Genomic DNA, 22,214 nt, shown 5'->3' with positions numbered 1-22,214 from the left:
CTTTCTTTAGTTGCTGAGCATCTGAGTTAATTGAGATACTGAGTTTTATTTATTTCTGACAGCATCCATCGGGTTTGCTGTTTCTTCTATTGAATAATTTCCTTCTGATGCTGTTTCTGGTTGAAATTCTTTTGCTTCTTCTTCCAAAGCATCTTCTTCTAATTGCTTGTCGATTAATTTCTGAAGTGCAATTTCTCTTTGTTCCTTTTCGGCCAATTCTTGAGCAATTTCTTCTTCTTTCTTGGTAACGCTCAAAATGATTCCGATGGCAATACAGGTCATCCAAACGGAACTTCCTCCACTACTTATCAAAGGCAATGGTTGTCCGGTAACCGGTAGTAATTCTACCGCAACTCCCATATTGATCAAGGCTTGGAAGATAATTGGGAATCCTAAACCGACAACCAATAATTTTCCGAAAATCGAATTCGACTTGTGAGCGGCAACGATAAATCTGAAAAACAATAAGAGATACAACGCTAAAACACCCAAACCACCAATCAAACCGTATTCTTCGACGATAATGGCGAAAATAAAATCTGATGATGACTGTGGCAGAAAATTCTTCTGAACACTTTTCCCTGGACCCAATCCGTAAATTTGGCCAGATGCAATTGCGATTTTTGCCTTTTCAATTTGATAATCGTCTTCATCAGGCTTGTCGCTTGTAAAATTTTCAATACGGCTTATCCAAGTATCGACACGGTTTGGAAAAGCATTCGGAAAAGCTTTTGCAACTAATACAAAAAATGCGAACGAAATAATTCCCATTCCGACAACAAATCCAATGTATTTCAAAGGATATTTTCCAATAAAAACCAACAGCAACACCATTGAAAAAATCAAGGCTGCTGTGGAGAAATTCGCAGGAAGGATAAACATTAACGTTACTCCTACTGGTGTCCAAAGCTCCCATAGGGAATTCTGGAAAGTAACCGGAGTTTCTCTTGTTTTGGATAAATACCGTGCAACAAAAATCATCAATACAATGGATGCCAATGTAGACGTCTGGAACGTAATCCCTACAAAGGGTACTTGTATCCAACGGCTTGCATTTGCTCCTTCGATTACAGTTCCTTTCAATAATGTATAAGCCAATAGCAACCAAACAATTGGCAATGCTATCCTTGAAATTCCTCTAAAATAATGGTAAGGAATTTTGTGCATCTGATAGATGATAATAAAACCTGTCAGGATGCTGATGCCGTGTTTTACTAGATAACCAATGGTGTTTCCAGTACCTTTTCCGCCCATGTAGGCCAAATTACTACTTGCACTAAAAACAGGCATAAAGGAAAACAGGGCAAGCAGGGCCACGAATGACCAGATGCCTTTATCTCCTCTTAAACTGTTTATTAGTTGTTTCATTTTTATTTTAGATTTTAGAATGTAGATTTTAGATTACTTATGATTGCTTGTTATTAATTCGATTATTTACCGTTTTTAAAGAGCTTACAAAAATCGCCGTCAACTCATTTCCTTCTTTCCAAACTTTTTCTAATTCATTTTCGAGTAACCAATTTTTTTCTCTTATAATTTCTAACCAAAATAAAGTTTCATCAACTTCTTCTAAAACAATATTCATTTTAGACACAAATTCTCTGTCGCTTCTAGCTCTACAAACTGCTCTGTAATTTGCTCCTACTGAAGTTCCACTTCTTACAATTTGATTTGAAATAACTCTTATTGTATTTAAGTTTGGCAGTTTTTCAACTAGATTTATAATTTCAATTGAAAAATTTTTTGTTCTTAATTTTAATTCTTCCGTCGTCATGGTCCCTTTTTAAAATCTAAAATCTGAACTCTAAAATCTAAAATTATAAATTCTGAACTGCTTGCTTGAATTGCTTTCCTCTGTCTTCGTAATTTTCGAACAAATCGAAACTTGCACAAGCTGGAGACAATAAAACGGCATCTCCTTTTTCTGCCAATCTTTGTGACGTTCTTACAGCATCCGACATATTTGAAACTTCCACCATCACATCAACAACATTACCGAAGGCATCAATTATTTTTCGGTTATCTACACCAAGACAAACTATCGCTTTTACCTTTTCGCGCACCAAAGACATCAATTCTGCATAATCATTTCCTTTGTCAACACCACCTACAATCCAAATCGTAGGAACCGTCATACTATCCAAAGCAAAAAAGGTAGCATTCACATTTGTAGCCTTAGAATCATTGATGTATTGTACATTTTGAATTTTCAACACCTTTTCCAAACGATGCTCCACACCTTGAAAATTCGACAAGCTTTCTCTGATGGTCTGCTTTCTGATTTTCATCAGTTGTGCTACAGAAGCTGCCGCCATTGCGTTTTTCATGTTGTGCTTCCCTTCGAGTGCCAAATGTGTCGTATCCATTGTAAATTCTTCGTCTTTGATGTTTATTTTCATTGTTTTGTCTTTTATTGATGCTCCTTCTTCAAGCTGTTTTGAAATTGAAAAAGGCACTTTCTTTGCTTTTGTTTTGTTGTTTTGAAACCAATTTGAAATAGCTTCATCGTCTTCATCATATATCAGAAAATCTTCTTTTTTCTGATTCATCGTAATCCTGAACTTGGAATTGATATAATTTTCATACTTGTATTCATATCGATCCAAATGATCCGGACTTATGTTTGTTATCACTGCAATATGCGGGTTGAACGTATAGCTGCCATCCAATTGGAAACTGCTCAATTCCAGAACATACACTTCAAACTTGTCTTCTGCAACCTGCCAGGCAAAGCTCTTTCCGATGTTTCCCCCCAATCCTACGTTCAATCCTCCTGATTTCAGCAGATGATAGGTCAGCATTGTGGTGGTTGTTTTTCCGTTGCTTCCCGTTATCCCGATTATTGTTGCATCTGTCAATGGAGCCGCAAATTCAATTTCGGAGATTACCGGTATTTTCTTTTCAAGGAGCCTTTTTACAATCGGCACTTTTTCTGGAATTCCGGGGCTTTTCATTACCACATCGGCATTCAGTATCAAGCTTTCCGTATGCTGCTCTTCCTCCCATTCTATCCTATTAATTGTAAGAACTTCTTTGTAATTTTCTTTAATCTTTCCGAAATCGGATACAAAAACATCGTATCCTTTTTTCTTACCGAGAATTGCCGTTCCAACGCCACTTTCTCCTCCGCCAAGAATTACCAGTCTTTTCATTATCTTAGTTTCAAAGTCACAATTGATAAAATGGCCAGTAAAATTCCAACAATCCAGAAACGGGTTACAATCTTGCTTTCATGATAGCCTTTCTTCTGATAATGGTGGTGCAAAGGCGACATCAGGAAAATCCTTCTGCCTTCGCCAAATCGTTTCTTCGTATATTTAAAATAGCTCACCTGAAGGATTACGGACAAATTCTCTGCAAAGAAAATTGCACATAAAACCGGCAACAGCATTTCTTTCCTAACCGCAATTGCCAAAACAGCAATGATCCCACCGATTGTCAAACTTCCTGTATCTCCCATAAAAACGGCAGCCGGATAGGAATTGTACCAAAGAAATCCCACCAAGGCTCCAACGAAGGCGGCGATAAAAACCGTCATTTCTCCAGAGTTTGGTATATACATAATATTCAGGTAATTCGAAAAAACGATGTTACCGGAAACGAATGTAAAAATACCCAGCGCTAGAACCGAAATAGCAGAAGTTCCGGCCGCAAGACCGTCAATTCCGTCTGTTAGGTTGGCACCGTTTGAAACCGCCGTAACGATAAAAATTACGATTGGAATAAAAACCAACCACGCCAGATTATGATAATCATCTCCTGTCCACGCCAATAATTCGGCATAATCAAATTCATTATTTTTAAAGAACGGAATGGTCGTCACAGTTGATTTTTCTTCAACTGGCATCTGTGTAATTACATTTTCAGTCTGATTTCTATAGGTAAAACTTCCTCCTGTATCTTGTCTAACCGTTACACCTGGATTAAAATATAAAACAAGTCCAACTATTAATCCTAGACCCACTTGCCCAATAACTTTGAACTTTCCTTTCAAGCCTTCCTTGTCTTTTTTAAAGATTTTGATATAATCATCAATAAAACCAATGGTTCCCATCCAAAGAGTGGTCACGATCAGCAAAACGATGTAGATATTATCCAACTTTGTCAGCAAAACAACTGGAATCAAAGTCGCCATAATGATGATCAAACCTCCCATTGTTGGCGTTCCTGCTTTTTCATTTTGACCTGCCAATCCGAGTTCTCTCACGGTTTCTCCAACTTGCTGTCTTCTCAAGAAATTGATGATCTTTTTTCCGAAAACGGTCGATATCAACAACGATAACAAAATGGCCAAAGCCGATCTGAAAGTGATGTATTGGAAAACTCCCGTTCCAGGAACATCAAGGGTTTTGTCTAGGTATTCAAATAAATAATACAGCATCTTTCAATTATTTGTTTAGTTGTTCTAAAAGTTCTTTTACAATTTGCATATCATCAAAATCATATCGAATGCCTTGAATTTCCTGATACGTTTCGTGACCTTTTCCAGCAATCAGGATGATGTCGTTTGGTTGTGCCAATTGACAAGCCGTTTTGATGGCCTGTTTTCTATCGGTAATCGAAATTGTCTTTTTAAAATTCTGAGGCTCCACTCCTTTTTCCATTTCAGCAATGATGGCTTCTGGATCTTCTGTTCTTGGATTATCTGATGTAATGATTGCCTTGTCGCTCAATGTTGAAGCAATGTTCGCCATAATTGGCCTTTTCGTTCTATCTCTATCGCCACCACAACCCACAATCGTAATCAATTGTTCGTTTTTTGTACGGATGTCGTTGATGGTTTTCAATACATTTTCCAAAGCATCAGGAGTATGTGCGTAATCAACTATTGCAGTGATTTTATCGTTTGAAATAATGAATTGAAATCTTCCTGAAACGCTTTCCAATTCTGATAACAATCGTAGAACTTCCAACTTATCCAAGCCCAATTCAACAGCCGTTCCGTAAATCGCCAATAAATTATAAGCATTGAAAGTTCCTATCAATCGCACCCAAACTTCATTGTCGTTTATTCTTAATAACAAACCTGAAAGTTGATTTTCAAGAATTTGCGCTTTATAATCGGAGTATGTTTTTAGAGCATACGTCAGCTTTTTTGCATTTGTATTTTGCAACATTACTGGACCATTCTTATCATCAATGTTTGATAAGGCAAAGGCCGTTTTTGGCAAATGATCAAAGAACGATTTCTTAACATCTCTATATTCTGCAAACGTTGGATGGTAATCCAAATGGTCATGCGAAAGATTGGTGAAAACGCCACCTTCAAAATGCAAACCTTCGGTTCTTTTTTGATGGATTCCGTGTGAACTCACTTCCATAAAGCAATATTCCACTCCGGCTTCGTTCATTTCCTTCAAATATTTATTGATGGTCAACGAATCTGGTGTTGTGTGTGTTGCCTTATATTCAATATCATCCACCAAAATTTTTACTGTCGAAAGCAGACCTACTTTGTAACCTGCCTTTTTAAACAATTGATACAGCAGAGAAGCAATTGTGGTTTTACCATTTGTTCCTGTAATTCCAACCAATTGTAGGTTTTTAGATGGATTATTGTAATAATTTGAAGCCATAAAAGCCAAAGCCGAATTGGTATCTTTTACTTTTATGTAAGCAATTCCCGTAACAATTATTTCTGGTAAAGTATCGCAAACTATGGCAATCGCACCCAGATTGATGGCTTTTTCTATAAAATCATGTCCGTCAGAAATGGTTCCACGGATGGCCACAAAAACATCATTTTCTTCAACCTTTCTTGAATCGAATTCGATTTTGTTCACAGCAGTTTCGGTCGTTCCGTGAACCGACTCAATTGCTACTTTATATAATATGTCCTTTAAAACAATCACGATAATTCGAGTGTTATGGTTTTATTTTTCTCTAATCTTTCTCCAGCCGAAAGGGATTGCTTTTTTACTTTTCCTATCCCGATAACTTTTACTTTCAATCCAAGATTTCCCAGCAAGGCTACCGCATCCATTCCTGCCATTCCGTGAACATTTGGCACAAGGCTCATTTTTGTTTCCGCTTTAGCGTAATAATCGCTGTAGCTTTTCTCTTGGATTTTTTCTTTCTTTTGAAGATTCTTAACTTCATTTGTTGTTGGCGAATCTGTAAAAATCTTTTGTGCAACTCTTTTAAAAACCGGACCTGCAACATCGGCTCCGTAATAATTATTCTTTGCTGTATTTGGTTCGTGAACTACTACAATACAAGAATATTTAGGTTCATCAGCAGGAAAATAACCTACGAATGAAGAAATATAATGTTTCTCTGAACCACCTTTCTTAGCATAATTGGCTTGTGCTGTTCCTGTTTTTCCGGCCATAGAAAAATCTTTCGAATACAACTTAGCTCCTGTTCCTTTCTTTACCGCATTTGCCAAAACAGCTTTCACTTTCTTAAGCGTTTCATCCGAACAAATCTTCGGATTTATTACTTCCTTATCATATTTCTTGATGGTTTTGTTCCATGCTTTTATTTCAGAAACAAATTGTGGTTTTACCATTTCTCCATTATTTGCCACAGCATTATAATAGGTCAACGTTTGCAAAGGCGTTATCGAAACTCCATATCCAAAAGCCATCCAAGGCAATGAAATCGCACTCCATCTGGCATCTTTTGGATGAGGAATATATGGTTTTCCTTCACCTTTAAAGGGCAATCCTAATGGCTTGTTCAATCCGTAACTATGAAGATGATTTACAAACTGCGTCGGATTATCTTTGTAGGCATTGTAAACTGCCTGCACCATGATCGTATTCGAAGAAACTTCAAAACCTCGAGCCAACGAAATTTTTCCATAACCACCTTCTTTAGAATCTCTTACCTTTTTTCCAGAATAGGTCATTATACCACCAAATGAATTGTAAACATCACTTGTATCGGCTTTTTTGTCCTCCAATAAGGCCATCAAATCTGCCAATTTATAGGTTGAACCTGGTTCGTGAGATTCTGCAATAGCGTAATTTGTAGTTTCATAGTATGAACCGTCTTTTGCTCTTCCGAGATTTGAAATTGCCTTTACGTGACCAGTTTTAGTTTCCATCACCACCACACAACCGTGCTCTGCTTCGTACAACTCCAACTGTTTCAACAAAGCGTGATGTGCTATATCTTGAATGTAAACATCAATAGTTGAAATTACGTCATAGCCGTCCTGAGGTTCAATTTCATTGTCGTCACGAATTGGTTTCCATTGTCCTTTTGCTATTTTTTGTTTCCAAATCCTGCCGTCTTTCCCGTTTAAATAATTACGGAACGCCCATTCAATTCCCTTTCCATCAGGAGTTCCGTCTGGTGTTATCCTCTCATAACCAATCGTTCTTTCGGCTATTTTCCCGATAGGATGTTCACGAACCGTTTGCTGGTCGACGATAATACCTCCTTTGTAAACACCAAGATTGAACAACGGAAAGCTCTTGATTTTTACATATTCGGTATAACTCAAATTTCGAGCAATAAGGTAATACCTATTTTTATTGGTTCTGGCACGTGTCAATTCTCTTTCGTAAAAACTTTTTGGCTTTCCTAACAACATCGAAAGTGAATCTGCCAAGGGCTCGATGTTTTTTTGAAAATTTTCGCTTGTTGGTGCTACCGCATCAAAACGGATGTAATAGTTTGGGATAGAAGTTGCAAGCAAACTCCCATCCGAAGAATAAATATTTCCTTTATTAGCCGGAATCACAAATCGTTTTACCGATCTGTCTTTGGCTAATTTTCGATAATAATCACCTTCAACCCATTGAATATTGGTCAGTTTTATGACAATTGCAGACGCCATCAGCAGTATTGCGAATGCAAACAGATAAATTCTATAAGAAATATTTTTATCTTCTACTGCCATAATTTTTTATACCAACTTTTTTCTTCTTCTTTTTTGACTTTTATTTTTACCGGAGGAACCGATGATGGCACTATTCCCTTTTCTGCCATTTTCTTTTCTATTGTCGATTCGAGCTTCAACTCCATCAACTCCGATCTTCGGTCTACAAATTCAGACCTTAACTCCTTAACTTCTTCTTCTAGCGCCTTGATTTTAAATATCTTTCTTTCGTATCGATTGGTATTTGCAATCATTACAATGGCGAGAAGAATGATAAAAACGATGAACCTCCAGTTTCGATTAGCATCTTCGTTTACAAGAAATCGGGCTTTTAATATGTTATAAATTCCGCCTTTCATGCTGATTATATTTTTTCAGCGATTCTCAACTTTGCACTTCTCGCGCGATTGTTGATTCTGATTTCCTCGTTATTTGGAACAATCAATTTTCCGATTGTTTTAAATGGAACCGAAAAATTCCCGAAGAAATCACGCTCTGGCTCACCTTCGAACATGCCATTTTTGATGAATCTTTTTACTAATCTATCTTCTAATGAATGATACGAAATCACACTTAGCCTTCCTTCTGGGTTTAAAATTTCTAAGGATTGCTCCAAAAATTCTTTCAAAACATCCATTTCTTGGTTTACTTCGATACGGATTGCCTGATACATTTGAGCCAAAATCTTGTGACTCTTGTGAGCTGGAAGGAATCGACTTAAAACCATTTTCAACTGTTCCGTATTTCTGATTTCTTCTTTTTCTCTGGCTTCTAAAATTACTCTAGCAATAGCAGGAGCATTTTTCAATTCGCCATAATCCAAAAACACGCGACGAAGATTGGCTTCATCGTATTCGTTTACAACTTTATAAGCACTCAAATCGTTTTTCTGACTCATTCTCATATCCAATTCCGCATCGAAACGGGTAGAGAAACCTCTTTCTGCGACATCAAATTGATGGGAAGAAACCCCCAAATCAGCGAGAATTCCGTCCACAGATTTAATTCCGTGGAAACGTAAAAATCTTTTTATAAATCTGAAATTCTCGTTTATCAATGTAAAACGTTCGTCTGGCAAGGCATTCGCCAAAGCATCTTCGTCTTGGTCAAATGCAAACAGTTTCCCGTTTGGCCCGAGCCTGCTCAATATTTCTTTTGAATGACCACCTCCACCGAAAGTCACATCCACGTAAACTCCATCCGGTTTAATATTCAAACCATCAACAGTTTCCTTCAATAAAACCGGATTATGATATTCCATTTTCGTCGTCATTTAAATTTCCCATTACTTCTTCTGCCAAATCTGCAAAATCAATATCATCATCTCCGATTGATTTTTCATATAAATCCTTGTCCCAAATTTCAACGATGTTCACTTTTGATGAAAGCACGACGTCTTTAGTGATTTTACTGAATGCTACAAGGTCTTTTGGAATCAACAATCTTCCCAAATCGTCAATTTCAATCACCTTTACACCCGCCATAAATTTCCGGATGAAGTCGTTGTTTTTCTTATTGAAACGGTTCAGCTTGTTTATCTTCAGCATCATTAAATCCCATTCTGCCATTGGCCAAAGTTCCAGACAAGCATCAAATACTGAGCGTTTTAACACAAAACCTTCCTGCAACGACGCGGTCAATTGCTTCTTCAAAGGAGATGGCAATAGCAGCCTTCCTTTAGCATCAACCTTACATTCGTATGTTCCGATTATTGTGTTCAACTTTCAATCATTTGATTATAGCAACAAAAATATAAAAAATAATACCACATTTTACCACTTTATACCACTTTGTTGATAAGTTTTACCACTTGGACATCAAAAAGCTTAAATGTTCGTTTACAGATTATTAGAATTTTATTAGCGATACTATAATGATTCGAGCATTTTGAAAAAGAATCATCAACAATTGATCTTTGACCTCATAAATTTTATTATATCTTCAAGAAACCAATTTTCAATATTTTAATAAGTAAATCATAACCAGATGAAATTGAATTGTTAAAATCTCATGAAACGATTTCGATTAAATCGCATTTAAACACAAATAAAAAAGGGAGAAAAAATGATTTTTACCTATAAAATCATATATTTGTTGTTCTCGAAATTCGGGATAAACGCTCAAATTCAAGAATGGAAAACGACTTAAAAAAAGAAGGAAAATATAAATATTTCGAAGCCGGAGAAGGCACCCCAATCATCATCCTTCACGGCTTGATGGGAGGCTTGAGCAACTTCGATGGAGTTGCAGATTATTTCCCAAAAAATGGCTACAAGGTTGTGATACCAGAATTGCCAATTTATACCCAAAGCATCCTAAAAACGAATGTTAAGGCTTTCGCCAAATATGTAAAAGATTTCATCACTTTTAAAGGTTTTGACCGGGTAATTCTTTTAGGAAATTCCCTTGGAGGGCATATTGCACTGTATCATACAAAAATGTATCCTGAAAAGATGCTTGGACTTATAATTACAGGAAGCTCAGGCCTATACGAAAACGCAATGGGCGACAGTTATCCTCGAAGAGGTGATTATGACTACATTCAAAAGAAAGCCGAAGATGTTTTTTACGACCCAAAAATTGCCACAAAAGAAATCGTTGACGAGGTTTACGGAGTAGCGAATGATCGTATAAAATTGATTAAAACGCTAACGATTGCAAAGAGCGCCATCCGTCATAATATGGCAAAAGATTTACCAAAAATGCACGTTCCTACTTGTATTATTTGGGGCAAAAACGATAAGGTTACACCACCAGAAGTTGCCGAAGAATTTGATAAATTACTACCAAATTCTTCCTTGTATTGGATTGATAAATGTGGCCATGCCGCCATGATGGAACATCCAGATGAATTCAATGAAGTGATGCATTCTTGGTTGAAGAAAACCAACTTGTAACTCTAAAACAATAGCAATAACCGCTGTTTACTGAATTTTTTTCGGCAAAACAGCGGTTATTTTTTTTGATTAACTTTGCAGAAATATTCAAATAATGAAAATTAATACCGCCGAATTTATCATCAGCAATTCTGAAGTTGCAAAATGCCCGAAAGACCCAATTCCTGAATATGCTTTTATCGGGCGATCAAACGTTGGAAAATCCTCGTTGATCAACATGCTGACGAATCATAAAAATTTGGCAAAAACTTCTGGAAGACCTGGAAAGACGCAACTTATCAATCACTTTAAAATCAACAACAATTGGTTCTTGGTCGATTTGCCTGGTTATGGATATGCAAAGGTTTCGAAGAAAACAAAATCGGTTTTCCAGCAATTTATTACGGATTATTTTGAAACGCGAGAACAGTTGGTTTGTGCTTTTGTATTGATTGACATCCGCCATGAAGCTCAAAACATTGATATTGAGTTTATGAATTATATGGGCGAAAGTGAAATTCCTTTCTGTATTATTTTTACAAAAGCCGATAAGATCAGTAAAACCAAAATCGACTCTCATATAGCCGCTTACAAGAAATCAATGTATGCTAATAACTGGGAAGAGATGCCTCAATATTTTGTCACTTCTTCACTCGATGGCTTCGGAAAGGATTCTATTTTGGAGTTTATAGACGGGATTAACGACGAAATGTTTAAAGGAAATTTATTGTAAATACATTTTCTAATATATTGTTGCAAATTGAAATTTAAATTTAAACATCTGTTGCTAAAAATACCTAATTGTAGGCATTTTATAACCGGTGAAAATCTTTTAAATTTACAGTTATTAACTAAACCAAAATATATTATGAAAAAACAAAACTTAAAAACTACTGTCCTTTTATTATTTATTAGCAGCCTCTTAATAAACCTTTCAAGCTGTTCCGGTTCTGATGATAACGAAAATTCAACTTCTTTAGACAAGAACAAACTCTATGGCAAATGGGAATTTTATAGATATCTTGATTCAACAAATGAGGAAGGTTATGGACTTTACGAACATGGCTGTGAAGACAAAAAGGATTATTTGGAATTTCAAATGACCGAGTCTCGATTTTTTCATCAAAGCTGGGATACGGATTGTGAACAATTTACAGCTACAGGCAATTGGTCTCTTTCTAACCAAAACATCACCATCAATGCTCAGGATGAATTTGAATCCTATCAGGTTACCGTAGAAGTATTAGAGTTAACCGACAACAAGCTTGTTGTAAAGGAAACCGAAGCAAACGGCGATTTTTGGATAGACGAATTACGAAAAATAAATTAATAAAAAGGGCGGTCAAATGACCGCCCTTTTTTATTTCTTCAATTCCATTTTTTCAGCAAAATAATCGCAGAAATCCCTCATAGTATCCGTCATTTTTTCGTCGTCTGTTGCACGCTGGAAAGTATCGGCCATTGCTACAAGCGTTTGATGAAAAAACACTTTCATTTCATCAACAGGCATGTCTTTTGTCCATAAATCAATTCGGAGCGTTTCTTGTGCTTTGCTGTCCCAAATCGACAACATTATTGCCTTTGCTTCTTCTGCATCAACACCGCCATCTTGTGCAGTCCATTTCAATTTTTCCGGAACTCTATTTTCGTCTAGTTCAACTAGGAATTTTATCTCTGAGGTAATTGTATTTGCCATTATTTCTTTGGTTTGTATTTTGATTTATTAAAAATTTCTACAGCATCCATTTGTAAAAGTTGCTCCAGCTTCACATCATTATTTTTCATGAACGAACGAACGATTTGCCATCCTACCCAAGTCCCAATTCTACCTGGGGATTCATTATCAATTTCAAGATAGAATTTAGAAAATGGCGCCCTGTTGATGAAACGGTTTCCGAGTTTGGAATCTGAATCATATAAAAGATTGCCTTCTATGAAATAACGCCACATGTATTCTTCGTTTTCCTGACTCCATGTGATTTGTTCAGGCGTATAGCCAATCTTATCAGCATCTGAAGTTTCTGGAAGCAACAAGTCCTTAATATATAGTTCCTTTCCAGCATAGATCATCTGTGACAAAAGATTTTTATTTGTTGGTTCTGCAATTTTTCCAGTTGTCAACGTTGAAACTATATCCGGCATCATTTGACTTTTTTCAAAGTTCTGACGGATATAAACCGGAAATTCACCTTCATAATATTTATGATCTTTTCCCAGATAAAGTTCCAATGAGATCAAAAGCAAATTCCCAGTGTAGATTACCTTATTATTATAGTCCATTTCCGAAATAACCGTAATCACTTCCGGAACCTGTGTTTCTGGAAAATAATATTTCGCATGTCTAAAGACATCTTCGATAGCTGTTTTTTCTGGACCAAAATCGCCAAATGTTTTTTGAACTTCAGAATAAAGCTCCTTCCAAAGAGGATTTGTCATTTTTTCAACCCAAACTTCATCTTGTACGCCAGGCGGGAAAAATTCGGGATAGGTTTTTTTAATCTTTGGCAATTCTTCAACTGGAGATTCAAAGAACACTTTATCGAAACGCTCTACTTTTATCTCCAATGGAATTTCTTCTACTTCTTTTTCTACTTTGGATTTCTTGTCGCATGAAATCATCAGTACTATTAAGGAACAAGCTAGAATTATTTTTCTCATAAAATCTTCGAACTAAATTTTGTTTGTCGGTAATTACCTAAAAAAATAATGAAATATTATAACATTCACTACTTTTGCTTTTTATAATTTTATAACCTTGAAAACTCAGTGCAAATATACACCGCTGTTTTTTTAGATATCAAAATATTATGCAAAAAAACAATAAAATTGACGTTTCTAAAACAAACGATCATATTGTAAATTGGTTGAAATCATACGCCGTTAACGCTAAAGTTGATGGTTTTGTTGTAGGGATATCTGGAGGTGTAGATTCTGCAGTGACATCAACACTTTGTGCACAAACTGGCTTAAAAGTTTTGTGCATTGAAATGCCTATTCATCAGGATCCAAGACAAGTAAATCGTGGAAAGGAACATATCGAGCAATTGAAAAGTCGTTTTGATAACGTAAGCAATACAGTTGCTGATTTGACTTCTACATTTGAAACTTTTAAAAGTGCTGTACCTGAAACTGAGGATCTGGCAAAACTAAACTTATCTCTTGCTAATACAAGAGCTCGTTTACGGATGACAACTCTGTATTATTTTGCAGGTATTCACAGTCTTTTGGTTGCAGGAACAGGCAATAAAGTTGAAGATTTTGGCGTAGGATTTTATACAAAATATGGAGACGGAGGTGTCGATTTGAGTCCGATTGCCGATTTGATGAAAAGCGATGTATATGCCTTAGGGGAATATCTAAAAATTCCAGAATCTATTTTGAATGCTGCTCCGACAGATGGATTGTTTGGCGATGACAGAACTGATGAAGATCAGCTTGGAGCAAGCTACGATGAGCTCGAGTGGGCAATGTTAGCTCATGAAGCTGGGAAAAATTCTGATGATTTTACGGGAAGAGAACAAATTGTTTTTGATATTTACAAGCGATTGAACACTGCCAATCACCACAAAATGAATCCTATTCCAGTTTGTGAAATTCCTTCGCTATTAAAACAATAATTTTTTAACATTTTTATAACACTATATGTTTTTTTTAATTAACTTTACGTGCCCGAATTGATTAACGTTTCTTAAATTTATTATTATGATCAAAGTAATTGTAGCAGATAATCAGCCGGTGGTTCGATTTGGAATTAAATCTTATTTTAAAAATCATTCAGATATTAGCACAGTTGGCGAAAGCCAGAATTTTTCAGAAGTATTGGATACTCTAAAAAACAAGGATGTTGATGTCTTGATTTTAGATTTAGAATTTGAAGGTTTAAAGAGTGTGAATGTGGTAAAAACTATGGTAAAGGATTTTCCAAAAACCAAAGTTGTTATTTTTACCAATCTTTCAGAAACAATGTATGCACCAAATCTTTTAAAGACGGGGGTTGCTGGATTTCTTCACAAAACAGAAAGTCTGGAGTCGCTTGAATCCGCAATAATCAATGCTTCCAAAGGTGAGGTTGTGTTCAGCGAAGCCGTGAAAAGAAACATTGCGATGGCAGCCAAACTTCACAAAAGTGAAAGACTTTACAGAAAATTATCTACAAGAGAGCTTGAGGTTTTAAGGTACCTGAGTGGTGGAAAAAAGAACCACGAAATATCTGAAATTCTTGGACTGAACGAAAAAACTATCAGTACTTACAAGCTAAGACTGCTTAACAAATTGAATGTTACCAATCTTGTTGACTTGGTAAACAAAGCAAAAACACTCGATATCGTTTAGTGATATCGGGACATTACCCTTCCTAGTTTGGAGGAAAACGAATTAATCAATTTATAATAATCCATAGCCATTAAAAGGGTTTCTGAATTATCTGCATCAGGCTCTTGAGAGATTTCTCCTTTTAATTCTTCGATTATTTTATCTACTAAAAACCATCTCATAGTGAGTATTGTTTCTGAAACATACTGACTTATGGAATGGTTTTTTTGTTTTACGATGATGTTCTGCGCTTCCCAATTGTGGAGTGCCACTTTTTCATCTTCCATCAAAATATCGGTTACTTCTTGGGCAAAATCTTGGTTGAGTTGCATAAGATAATGCTCCATGTTAAAATTCTCGGCTTGATGAAAATAATTGATAAGGTCGTTATAGATGCCTCGAAACAACGGATTGGCAAGCTCAACCTCATCTTCCTGAAGGCTCAGGTATATGCGTTGGTATACTTTATAATTCTTTTTTTCAGAAACGGTGACAATCTCTCCTTCTTCATTGGCTTTCATCAAAACATCTTCAAATTCGTCTTCGATGTTTCCGTAAAGCAATAAAATTTCGATTATTTTTCGCTCTAGACCATAAAGAATATCAATTTTTTCTGGAGTTATCGCCTCATCTTCGGGCTTGATGACATCAAAAGCTTTCTGCTCCTGCTTCATCTTTTTACCCACTTCGGCAATATCTTTTTGAACGAGCTGTGCAAGCGTACTCACCAATACCTGCTCGGAAATATCCATAATTCGGGAACATTCTTGGATATAAATCTCTCTCTGAATGCGGTCTGGAATCTTGGAAATGCTCACGACAATTTCCCTAATCAAATCGGCTTTCTTTACCGGATCGTTCTTGGCATCGTCCATCAAAAGTGAGGCCTTGAATTGAATGAAATCCTTTGCATTGGTATCCAAATAAGCTACCAAATCTTCGTAGGATGTTTTTCTGGCAAAGCTATCCGGGTCGTCTCCATCAGGAAAAGTGCAAACTTTTACGTTCATGCCTTCTTCCAAAATCAAATCGATTCCTCTGATAGAAGCTCGAAGTCCAGCCGCATCTCCATCAAACAAAACGGTGATGTTTTTGGTCAATCTATTGATCAATCGAATCTGATCGGGTGTCAAGGCGGTTCCAGAAGAAGCTACAACATTCTCAATTCCTGCTTGGTTGAACTGAATGACATCGGTATAACCTTCTACCAAAAAACAATTGTTTTGCTTGGCAATGGCTTGCTTCGCCTGATAAATTCCGTATAGAACCTTGCTCTTATGATAGATATCGCTTTCGGGCGAATTCAGGTATTTCGCCGCTTTTTTATCATTGGTTAAAATCCTTCCACCGAAACCCAATGTTCGTCCCGACATACTTTGTATCGGAAACATCACTCTCGCACGAAAACGGTCTAAGAGTTTTTGATCATCTTTTACAATCGTCAGACCGGTGCTTTCAAGGAATTCCAATTTATAGCCTTTCCCTAGAGCTTCTTTCGAAAAAGCATCCCAAGATTCGGGCGAATAACCCAAACCGAATTTCTTGATGGTTTCGTTGGAAAATCCTCTCTCCTTAAAGTAGGAAAGCCCAATAGCCTTGCCTTCCTCCGAATGTAAAAGTGTATCGTGAAAATATTTTTGGGCAAATTCCGAAACCAAGAACATACTTTCCTTCAAGTCGACATTGGCTTTCTCGGCTTCCGTCTGTTCGGTTTCTTCAATCTCAATATTGTATTTCTTGGCCAAATAACGAATGGCTTCCGGATAGGTAAAATGCTCGTGCTCCATCAAAAAGGCGATGGAATTCCCTCCTTTTCCAGAACTGAAATCCTTCCAAATCTGCTTGACAGGCGATACCAAAAACGAAGGTGAGCGCTCGTTCGAAAACGGGCTCAAGCCTTTAAAATTGCTACCAGCTCTTTTGAGTTGCACAAAATCGCCGATAACCTCCTCTACTCGGGCGGTTTCGAAAACAGTATCTATGGTGGCTTTGGATATCACTTTTGTAGAATAAATTCAATGGTTGAGAGGCTCAAAGATACAAAGTTTTTGGTCTTTTAAAATAAAAGCGAGCCGTCCAAGGGGTTTGTTTTCGTCAATTCAACTTTCTGAGAACAACCAAGGGGTTGGAAAGTTCAAATTCGCTTGGCGCACTCCAACAAACCTCTTGAAAAGCTCAAATTCGCTTGGCGGAGGCAAACCAAGTGGTTGGAAAGTCCAAACTCGCTTGGCGCACTCCACCCAACCCCTTGGACGGGTTCTAGAAAAGTGGTTTCGCTCAAGGGGTTTGGCGAGAGGCATTTTTCTGAAAAAACAGCCTTTTTTCAATATTTTAATTTTAAAAAATAGCATTAGATTGGTCATCTTAAACAAAAAAGTGCCTCCCAAAAGAAGCACTCTTATACAAACTAATAACTAACCTAATTCTTAATTGAAGTCGAAACGGATTCCCAAGGAAATATTATTCTGGTCGATGGCATTGTCCTTAAACATTGGATTCAAGTCGTATTTCAAGTAGATGCTCGTTTCTTTGTAACCGATGTAAGTGCTCACACCATATACAAAATCGTTCACATTGAAATTCCCTTTTGTTACCTCTCTGGTTTTGTATCCGTCAATATCATACTTGATGATTTGTTTCGATTTCACGTTTACTCCTGCATAACCTCCAATCCCGAAGCGGAAGGTTTTGTGTGTCTTGAAGATTTGCTTTCCGTCGTGTTCTCTCTTTGGTGTAAAATCGAATTCCAAATGAACCGGCACCACCAGATTTACATTCCTGAAACGAGCATCTTTCATGTTAACAGGAGAAGTTTCTAAATCCGTAGTATTTCCATTATCTACAAACAAACGATTGTCGGTAGCGCGAAGATTGTTGTACATTACCGAAATACCGTACTTCAAGTGCAAAAGGTTGTTGTTCTTGGCCAGACGTGTGTTCCAGGCTGTTCCCCATTCGTAAAAATGCGAACCCATGTATCTGAAATCGGAGTTGGCTACTGCTCCATCGGTTACTAAATTATTGATACCTGCCGCAAAAACAAACTGCGAAGTAGTTCTACTTTCTGAAGTTATGTTGTGAATAGAATCTCTTTTTCTGACATCTTTCTTCCAATTGCTAGAACGCCATACAAACTTAAATCTTTTTAGCGTGTCCGGATCTTTGATCTTTCCGTCCACCTTTTGTTGCACAATTTCTTTCAGTTCGGCTTCATATTGCGCCACCTTGGTTTCAATGTTGGTCGATCTCGTTTCGGCAAGTAACAGTTTCTTTGCATCGCCTTCTTTATACGATAATTTTCCGGCTTCGACTTCTGTATTTACGGCGTCGACTTCTTTTTTAAGCAATGCTTTTTCTTCTTTTGTTACCTGCTCAATTTTCTGAGCGATGTCGCGAACTCTTTGGTCGAAGGTTTCCTGTGCTGTCATTTTGGTTGCAAAAAGACATGCGGTTACAGCTAAGTAAATGGTTAAATTTCTCATGATTGGTTTATTTTAAAATTGATTGATGATTTATTCTTGGTTGCGTGTGCTCAAGGCCACTTTCACTTCTTGGTAGTTTTTCTTTACCGATTTGATTACTTTTTGTCTGAAAGAAAGCTCCAACTCGCCATCTACCTGCGAAAGCAAGTCGTTCGAGTTTACCCTAACCGTAGCCTTGTCCTGAAAAAGCTTGTCCTTCTTGTTTTTCTTAACGGCTGCCAAAAGTTCGTCAACATCGGCAAAGTTCGATTTTTGTTGGGGAGCTTCCGTTATCAGTTGTTGGTTTTCGGTTGTCGGTTGGTGATGAACGGCAACTTCGTTTTGAGGAATAACAACAGGCTGATTTTGATTGATTGTTTTTTGACTGATGATTGATTCTTTCTTATTGCTTGATTTATCCTCCGTTTTTACAATGGTTTGCTCAACTTTTAGGGTGATGTTTTCCGCTTTGATGACTTCCTCTTCGGACGGTTTTTCGATGGTTTCGTTCACGATTGGCGCTTTTTCAACATCCACCAACTCTTCTGTCTGGCTTAGAAAAACCGTTGCAATCATTATAAATCCAATAAAGCTTGCCGCGATATGCATCCATCCGAAACCTCGTTTTGGTTTTTTCTTTTCCTCTACCGTATTGTTCGAATCGGCAACCGTCAGCATGGCATCCAAGCGGTCCCAAGCATTATCCGAAGGCTTGATTTCCCTGCTGTTCAGCTTTTCTCTAAACTGGTTTTCTATATTGTTATTCGGTTCCATTTTCATAATTCTTTAATTTGTTAATCTGCTCCTGCAACATTTTCCTGGCGTGCGATAACTGTGATTTTGATGTTCCTTCATTAATATTCAACATCTCTGCAATTTCCTTGTGTTTGTAACCCTCGATGGCATAAAGGTTGAAAATCATTCTGTATCCATCGGGCAAACTGTCTATCAACGATTGAATGTCTTCTACCGAAAAATTACTTTCGATGTTGTTGAAGCTTCCTTCGGCATAATATTCATCTTCTAAAAAGCTTACTCTTTTTTGAGCTCGGACGAAGGAAATGCTTTCATTTACCATAATCCTTCTGATCCAACCTTCGAAACTTCCTTTGCTTTCAAAATTTTTCAAGTTGGTAAAAACTTTCATGAAAGCAGTGATCATAATGTCTTCTGCTTGATGAACATCTTTGATATATTGACGGCAAACGCTCAACATTTTAGGCGAAAACTTAGCATATATCTGATGCTGCGCATGCCGATTATTTTCGGTAGCCAGTCGGATCAAATCCTTTTCGTCCTGATGTAAATTAATTACCTTCAACTTTGTTTTGTTTTGTTTTTGGTTGAAATCCTGTTTTCTAACCGACTTCTATTACATAGACGAGAAAGGTTGAAAAATAGTTGCATAAAGAATTTAAAAAAGTAGAAAAAAAATACTTTATTCCAGTAAAATCAATACTTTACAGCGATAAAAAAATTTATTTTTTTCTTTCGATAACGTAGTTCACCATCAACGTCAAGGCTTCTTTGTATGGGGAATCTGGATAATTTTCGATTAGGGCGAGTGCTTCCTGTTGGAATTCTACCATCTTGTCTTCGGCATACGAGAGTCCGTTATTGTTTTTTACGAACGCAATAACCTCCTTCACTCTTTTCTTGTCCTTGTTATGATTTTTGATGGAATTGATAAGCCAATTCTTTTCTTTTTTGGTGCAGTGGTTGAGGACGTGAATCAGAGGCAGGGTCATTTTCTGCTCCTTGATGTCGATTCCTGTAGGTTTTCCGATGGCATCGTCGGTATAATCGAACAAGTCGTCTTTGATTTGAAATGCCATTCCGATGAGTTCGCCGAATTTCCGCATATTCTCCACTTGAACTTCATCTTCAATAACCGATTTGGCACCAAGCGCACAACAAGCGGCAATCAAGGTTGCAGTTTTTTGTCGGATGATTTCGTAGTAGATGTCTTCGGTAATGTCGAGTCGGCGTGCTTTTTCAATCTGAAGTAATTCGCCTTCACTCATTTCACGAACGGCTACCGAGATGATTTTCAACAAGTCGAAATCGCCATTGTCTATGGAAAGTAATAATCCTTTTGAAAGAAGATAATCACCAACGAGGACAGCAATCTTGTTTTTCCAGAGTGCGTTGATGGAGAAAAATCCTCTTCGGCGGTTACTGTCGTCCACCACGTCGTCGTGGACTAAGGTTGCAGTGTGAATAAGTTCAATTACCGAAGCACCGCGATAGGTTCTTTCGTTTACGATTCCGCCGGAAATCATTTTAGCCGTTAGGAAAACGAACATCGGTCGCATTTGTTTTCCCTTTCGGTTGACGATGTAATAGGTAATTCGGTTGAGCAAAGCCACTTTTGAAGTCATTGAGTCCTGAAACTTCTTTTCGAAAAGTTCCATTTCTTGTAGGATGGGCTGTTTTATTTGCTCGGTGATTTTCATTGATGACAAATATACGGCTTATGATTTTAAAATTAAAAGATTTAAATATTGAAGGATTGAAAGATTCGGCCCTGATGAGTCAGAAAGTTTAAAGAATGCCTAAAGTTTTTAAACTAGCCCCGACTGGAGGGAAAATCCTTTTTTGTTTTTTCTTTAAAAACAAAAAAGATTTGGAAGGAAGGCGGGAATATGGTTTCTGAAACCAGACTAAAGTTCTGCTCCTAAAAATACTATGCTTCTTTATTGGCCAATTGTCCACAGGCGGCATCGATGTCTTTTCCGCGACTACGGCGTACTTTTACTACGATTCCGGTGGCTTCGAGCGCCTTGATGTAGGCATTAATGGACTCTTCGGAAGCTTGTTGGAATTCGCCGTCGTCGATTGGGTTGTATTCGATCAGATTGACCTTGCAGGGAACGTATTTGCAGAATTTCACGAGTGCATCGATGGATTCCTTGTTGTCGTTGATGCCTTTCCAAACGACATATTCGTAGGAAACCTTGCTTTTGGTTTTTCGGTACCAATATTCGAGTGCTTCGCGCAAATCTTTTAAAGGAAAATTCTTGCTGAACGGCATGATTCGGGCACGAATTTCATCGATAGCGGAATGCAGGGAAACGGCCAGCTTGAATTTCACCTCATCATCGGCCAGCTTTTTGATCATTTTTGGAATTCCTGATGTGGAAACCATGATGCGTTTTGGCGACATTCCCAAACCTTCTGCCGAAGTGATCATTTCGATGGCTTTGAGGACGTTATTGTAGTTCATCAACGGTTCGCCCATTCCCATAAAAACGATGTTGGAAAGTGGATGATTGTGATACAAACGGCTTTCGCGATCGATGGCTACGACTTGATCGTAAATTTCGTCTGGACCAAGATTTCGCATTCTTTTTAAACGGGCGGTTGCACAGAAATTACAATCGAGACTGCAACCTACTTGCGAAGAAACACAGGCGGTTGTTCGGGTTTCGGTAGGAATTAAAACGGATTCTACGACAAGACCATCGTGAAGTCGGACTGCGTTTTTAACGGTTCCGTCTTCGCTTCGTTGCATCTGATCGACCTTGATGTGGTTGATGACAAAATTCTCTTCGAGCATCTGGCGGGTTGGCTTGGCTACATTGGTCATGTCATCAAATTGATGGGCGCCTTTGCTCCAAAGCCATTCATAGACTTGATTTCCGCGAAAGGCCTTGTCTCCATTTGCCACAAAAAAATCCCGAAGTTGGTCTTTTGATAATGCCCTGATGTCTTTTTTCTCGATTTGCATGATGC

Annotated in this window: 22 protein-coding genes; 5 read left to right on the top strand and 17 right to left on the bottom strand. The window is 37.5% G+C overall.

Translation table 11 applies throughout. From position 1 onward, the window contains the following. Positions 1–45: 45 nt before the first annotated feature. The 9 genes from ACI6PS_RS11855 to mraZ are packed head-to-tail and all read right to left on the bottom strand — an operon-like array spanning position 46 to position 9,552. Complete coding sequence (locus ACI6PS_RS11855) at positions 46–1,368, bottom strand: FtsW/RodA/SpoVE family cell cycle protein (RefSeq protein WP_421012784.1); 1,323 nt, start codon at positions 1,366–1,368, stop codon at positions 46–48. A 37-nt stretch (positions 1,369–1,405) separates the two neighbouring features. Beyond that, positions 1,406–1,774: a four helix bundle protein gene (locus ACI6PS_RS11850; RefSeq protein WP_421012783.1), complete on the bottom strand. Its 369-nt coding sequence runs from the start codon at positions 1,772–1,774 to the stop codon at positions 1,406–1,408. 43 nt (positions 1,775–1,817) lie between these two features. Next, the gene (gene murD / locus ACI6PS_RS11845; protein ID WP_421012782.1) at positions 1,818–3,152 is read right to left on the bottom strand and encodes a UDP-N-acetylmuramoyl-L-alanine--D-glutamate ligase; all 1,335 of its coding nucleotides are present in this window, start codon (positions 3,150–3,152) and stop codon (positions 1,818–1,820) included. Further along, positions 3,152–4,381, bottom strand: coding sequence for a phospho-N-acetylmuramoyl-pentapeptide-transferase (gene mraY, locus ACI6PS_RS11840; RefSeq protein WP_421012781.1), 1,230 nt, complete (start codon positions 4,379–4,381; stop codon positions 3,152–3,154). The genes murD and mraY overlap by 1 nt, the downstream gene beginning before the upstream one ends. Positions 4,382–4,388: 7 nt before the next feature. Further along, a complete protein-coding gene (locus tag ACI6PS_RS11835; protein WP_421012780.1) occupies positions 4,389–5,852 on the bottom strand; it encodes a UDP-N-acetylmuramoyl-L-alanyl-D-glutamate--2,6-diaminopimelate ligase in 1,464 nt (487 codons plus the stop codon). Then, positions 5,849–7,852: a penicillin-binding protein gene (locus tag ACI6PS_RS11830; RefSeq protein WP_421012779.1), complete on the bottom strand. Its 2,004-nt coding sequence runs from the start codon at positions 7,850–7,852 to the stop codon at positions 5,849–5,851. The genes ACI6PS_RS11835 and ACI6PS_RS11830 overlap by 4 nt, the downstream gene beginning before the upstream one ends. Next, entirely contained in the window at positions 7,843–8,190 is a 348-nt protein-coding gene (locus ACI6PS_RS11825) for an FtsL-like putative cell division protein (RefSeq protein WP_421012778.1), read from the bottom strand. Before ACI6PS_RS11825 ends, ACI6PS_RS11830 begins: the two co-directional genes overlap by 10 nt. Positions 8,191–8,195: 5 nt before the next feature. After that, entirely contained in the window at positions 8,196–9,104 is a 909-nt protein-coding gene (gene rsmH, locus ACI6PS_RS11820) for a 16S rRNA (cytosine(1402)-N(4))-methyltransferase RsmH (protein WP_421012777.1), read from the bottom strand. Continuing rightward, entirely contained in the window at positions 9,079–9,552 is a 474-nt protein-coding gene (mraZ, locus tag ACI6PS_RS11815) for a division/cell wall cluster transcriptional repressor MraZ (RefSeq protein WP_421012776.1), read from the bottom strand. The genes rsmH and mraZ overlap by 26 nt, the downstream gene beginning before the upstream one ends. 411 nt (positions 9,553–9,963) lie before the next feature. Here mraZ and ACI6PS_RS11810 point away from each other — a divergent pair, with 411 nt between their 5' ends. From ACI6PS_RS11810 to ACI6PS_RS11800, 3 genes are all read left to right on the top strand, one after another. After that, positions 9,964–10,728, top strand: a complete 765-nt coding sequence (locus ACI6PS_RS11810) for an alpha/beta fold hydrolase (protein ID WP_421012775.1) — start codon at positions 9,964–9,966, stop codon at positions 10,726–10,728. A gap of 94 nt (positions 10,729–10,822) precedes the next feature. Next, positions 10,823–11,440 (top strand): ribosome biogenesis GTP-binding protein YihA/YsxC, encoded by a 618-nt coding sequence (gene yihA, locus ACI6PS_RS11805; protein ID WP_421012774.1) that lies wholly within the window; start codon positions 10,823–10,825, stop codon positions 11,438–11,440. A gap of 135 nt (positions 11,441–11,575) precedes the next feature. Further along, entirely contained in the window at positions 11,576–12,037 is a 462-nt protein-coding gene (locus ACI6PS_RS11800; protein WP_421012773.1) for a lipocalin family protein, read from the top strand. A gap of 30 nt (positions 12,038–12,067) precedes the next feature. Here ACI6PS_RS11800 and gldC read toward each other — a convergent pair whose 3' ends face one another. Both gldC and gldB read right to left on the bottom strand, forming a co-directional pair. Continuing rightward, the gene (gldC, locus tag ACI6PS_RS11795; protein WP_421012772.1) at positions 12,068–12,403 is read right to left on the bottom strand and encodes a gliding motility protein GldC; all 336 of its coding nucleotides are present in this window, start codon (positions 12,401–12,403) and stop codon (positions 12,068–12,070) included. Further along, positions 12,403–13,365: a gliding motility lipoprotein GldB gene (gene gldB / locus ACI6PS_RS11790; protein ID WP_421012771.1), complete on the bottom strand. Its 963-nt coding sequence runs from the start codon at positions 13,363–13,365 to the stop codon at positions 12,403–12,405. The genes gldC and gldB overlap by 1 nt, the downstream gene beginning before the upstream one ends. A gap of 149 nt (positions 13,366–13,514) precedes the next feature. Here gldB and nadE point away from each other — a divergent pair, with 149 nt between their 5' ends. Together nadE and ACI6PS_RS11780 are read left to right on the top strand one after the other, a co-directional pair. Then, positions 13,515–14,324, top strand: coding sequence for an NAD(+) synthase (nadE, locus tag ACI6PS_RS11785; protein WP_421012770.1), 810 nt, complete (start codon positions 13,515–13,517; stop codon positions 14,322–14,324). 85 nt (positions 14,325–14,409) lie between these two features. Next, complete coding sequence (locus ACI6PS_RS11780) at positions 14,410–15,039, top strand: response regulator (RefSeq protein WP_421012769.1); 630 nt, start codon at positions 14,410–14,412, stop codon at positions 15,037–15,039. On the opposite strand, the gene dnaG is transcribed toward ACI6PS_RS11780, so the two are convergent. The 6 genes from dnaG to rlmN form a co-directional block, all read right to left on the bottom strand. Then, on the bottom strand, positions 15,036–17,018 hold the full coding sequence (gene dnaG, locus ACI6PS_RS11775; protein ID WP_421012768.1) for a DNA primase: 1,983 nt from the start codon (positions 17,016–17,018) through the stop codon (positions 15,036–15,038). The two genes, ACI6PS_RS11780 and dnaG, sit on opposite strands and share 4 nt — an antisense overlap. 426 nt (positions 17,019–17,444) lie before the next feature. Beyond that, positions 17,445–18,500 carry a hypothetical protein gene (locus ACI6PS_RS11770; RefSeq protein WP_421012767.1) on the bottom strand — a complete coding sequence of 352 codons (1,056 nt, stop codon included), beginning with the start codon at positions 18,498–18,500 and terminating at the stop codon, positions 17,445–17,447. 30 nt (positions 18,501–18,530) lie between these two features. Then, complete coding sequence (locus tag ACI6PS_RS11765) at positions 18,531–19,253, bottom strand: hypothetical protein (RefSeq protein WP_421012766.1); 723 nt, start codon at positions 19,251–19,253, stop codon at positions 18,531–18,533. Continuing rightward, on the bottom strand, positions 19,240–19,800 hold the full coding sequence (locus tag ACI6PS_RS11760; protein WP_421012765.1) for an RNA polymerase sigma factor: 561 nt from the start codon (positions 19,798–19,800) through the stop codon (positions 19,240–19,242). Before ACI6PS_RS11760 ends, ACI6PS_RS11765 begins: the two co-directional genes overlap by 14 nt. A 157-nt stretch (positions 19,801–19,957) precedes the next feature. After that, positions 19,958–20,935 (bottom strand): polyprenyl synthetase family protein, encoded by a 978-nt coding sequence (locus ACI6PS_RS11755; protein WP_421012764.1) that lies wholly within the window; start codon positions 20,933–20,935, stop codon positions 19,958–19,960. Positions 20,936–21,165: 230 nt separating this feature from the next. Continuing rightward, positions 21,166–22,209, bottom strand: coding sequence for a 23S rRNA (adenine(2503)-C(2))-methyltransferase RlmN (rlmN, locus tag ACI6PS_RS11750; protein WP_421012763.1), 1,044 nt, complete (start codon positions 22,207–22,209; stop codon positions 21,166–21,168). Positions 22,210–22,214 lie beyond the last annotated feature (5 nt).

Source organism: Flavobacterium sp. PLA-1-15 (assembly GCF_049060005.1).
Taxonomy (GTDB): Bacteria; Bacteroidota; Bacteroidia; order Flavobacteriales; family Flavobacteriaceae; genus Flavobacterium.
This window is presented reverse-complemented; position numbering and strand designations above follow the sequence as displayed.

What these genes read in the sequence shown, in the direction of transcription:
- ACI6PS_RS11855 (WP_421012784.1), bottom strand. Translation starts at nt 1,368, where the DNA reads ATGAAACAACTAATAAACAGTTTAAGAGGAGATAAAGGCATCTGGTCA.
- ACI6PS_RS11850 (WP_421012783.1), bottom strand. Translation starts at nt 1,774, where the DNA reads ATGACGACGGAAGAATTAAAATTAAGAACAAAAAATTTTTCAATTGAA.
- murD (WP_421012782.1), bottom strand. Translation starts at nt 3,152, where the DNA reads ATGAAAAGACTGGTAATTCTTGGCGGAGGAGAAAGTGGCGTTGGAACG.
- mraY (WP_421012781.1), bottom strand. Translation starts at nt 4,381, where the DNA reads ATGCTGTATTATTTATTTGAATACCTAGACAAAACCCTTGATGTTCCT.
- ACI6PS_RS11830 (WP_421012779.1), bottom strand. Translation starts at nt 7,852, where the DNA reads ATGGCAGTAGAAGATAAAAATATTTCTTATAGAATTTATCTGTTTGCA.
- ACI6PS_RS11825 (WP_421012778.1), bottom strand. Translation starts at nt 8,190, where the DNA reads ATGAAAGGCGGAATTTATAACATATTAAAAGCCCGATTTCTTGTAAAC.
- rsmH (WP_421012777.1), bottom strand. Translation starts at nt 9,104, where the DNA reads ATGACGACGAAAATGGAATATCATAATCCGGTTTTATTGAAGGAAACT.
- ACI6PS_RS11810 (WP_421012775.1), top strand. Translation starts at nt 9,964, where the DNA reads ATGGAAAACGACTTAAAAAAAGAAGGAAAATATAAATATTTCGAAGCC.
- yihA (WP_421012774.1), top strand. Translation starts at nt 10,823, where the DNA reads ATGAAAATTAATACCGCCGAATTTATCATCAGCAATTCTGAAGTTGCA.
- ACI6PS_RS11800 (WP_421012773.1), top strand. Translation starts at nt 11,576, where the DNA reads ATGAAAAAACAAAACTTAAAAACTACTGTCCTTTTATTATTTATTAGC.
- gldC (WP_421012772.1), bottom strand. Translation starts at nt 12,403, where the DNA reads ATGGCAAATACAATTACCTCAGAGATAAAATTCCTAGTTGAACTAGAC.
- gldB (WP_421012771.1), bottom strand. Translation starts at nt 13,365, where the DNA reads ATGAGAAAAATAATTCTAGCTTGTTCCTTAATAGTACTGATGATTTCA.
- nadE (WP_421012770.1), top strand. Translation starts at nt 13,515, where the DNA reads ATGCAAAAAAACAATAAAATTGACGTTTCTAAAACAAACGATCATATT.
- ACI6PS_RS11780 (WP_421012769.1), top strand. Translation starts at nt 14,410, where the DNA reads ATGATCAAAGTAATTGTAGCAGATAATCAGCCGGTGGTTCGATTTGGA.
- ACI6PS_RS11770 (WP_421012767.1), bottom strand. Translation starts at nt 18,500, where the DNA reads ATGAGAAATTTAACCATTTACTTAGCTGTAACCGCATGTCTTTTTGCA.
- ACI6PS_RS11765 (WP_421012766.1), bottom strand. Translation starts at nt 19,253, where the DNA reads ATGGAACCGAATAACAATATAGAAAACCAGTTTAGAGAAAAGCTGAAC.
- ACI6PS_RS11755 (WP_421012764.1), bottom strand. Translation starts at nt 20,935, where the DNA reads ATGAAAATCACCGAGCAAATAAAACAGCCCATCCTACAAGAAATGGAA.
- rlmN (WP_421012763.1), bottom strand. Translation starts at nt 22,209, where the DNA reads ATGCAAATCGAGAAAAAAGACATCAGGGCATTATCAAAAGACCAACTT.